At 66.5% G+C, this 1034-nt stretch carries 1 protein-coding gene; it reads left to right on the top strand.

The window, feature by feature from the left end; translation table 11 throughout:
- Nucleotides 1-1034 (top strand): NAD(P)(+) transhydrogenase (Re/Si-specific) subunit beta (locus G3N94_RS41700; protein WP_205799958.1); only part of this gene is annotated, 1034 nt, incomplete at both ends.

Here is a 1034-nt window from a genome sequence, read left to right as displayed (position 1 = left end):
GCGTGCCTGGTGGGCTTTGCCAGCTACATCGATACGTCGGTGCAGTTCGTCGGCGCAGAGAAGGCCATCCACGAAGTCGAGATCTACGTCGGCATCCTGATCGGCGCGGTGACGTTCGCGGGCTCGGTCATTGCGTTCGGCAAACTGTCGGGCAAGATCGGCGGCAAGCCGCTGCTGCTGCCGGCGCGGCACTGGCTCAACCTGGCTGCGCTGGTGGTGGTGATCGTGTACGGCCGCGCGTTCCTTCATGCGGAGACGACTCAGGCCGGCATGACGCCGCTCGTCGTGATGACGGCAATCTCGCTGCTGTTCGGCGTGCACATGGTGATGGCGATCGGCGGTGCCGACATGCCCGTGGTGGTGTCGATGCTCAACAGCTACTCCGGCTGGGCGGCGGCGGCCACCGGCTTCATGCTCGGCAACGACCTGCTGATCGTGATCGGCGCGCTGGTGGGCTCGTCGGGCGCGATTCTGTCGTACATCATGTGCCGCGCGATGAACCGCAACTTCATCAGCGTGATTGCCGGCGGCTTCGGTACCGGCGGCGGTGTGTCCGCGCCGGCGGGCGGCGGCGCGCAGCCGGCCGGCGAAGTGGTGGCGGTGAGCGCGATCGAAACGGCCGAGATGCTGCGCGAGGCCAAGAGCGTGATCATCGTGCCCGGCTACGGGATGGCCGTGGCGCAAGCGCAGCATACGGTGCGTGAACTGACCAAGGTGCTGCGCGAGAAGGGCGTCGACGTGCGCTTCGCGATCCATCCGGTGGCTGGCCGCATGCCGGGCCACATGAACGTGCTGCTCGCCGAAGCGAAGGTGCCTTACGACATCGTGCTGGAGATGGACGAGATCAACGCGGATTTCCCCGAGGCGGACGTGTCGATGGTGATCGGCGCGAACGACATCGTGAACCCGGCGGCGCAGGACGACCCGACCAGCCCCATTGCCGGCATGCCGGTGCTGGAGGTGTGGAAGGCGAAGACGTCGATCGTGATGAAGCGCAGCATGGCCTCGGGCTATGCGGGCGTGGACAATCCGCT

Origin of the sequence: Burkholderia sp. Ac-20353 (assembly GCF_017104785.1) — a bacterium.
Lineage (GTDB): Bacteria > Pseudomonadota > Gammaproteobacteria > Burkholderiales > Burkholderiaceae > Burkholderia.
Note: the sequence above shows the minus strand (reverse complement) of the source record. Positions and strands in the feature narration are given on the sequence as shown.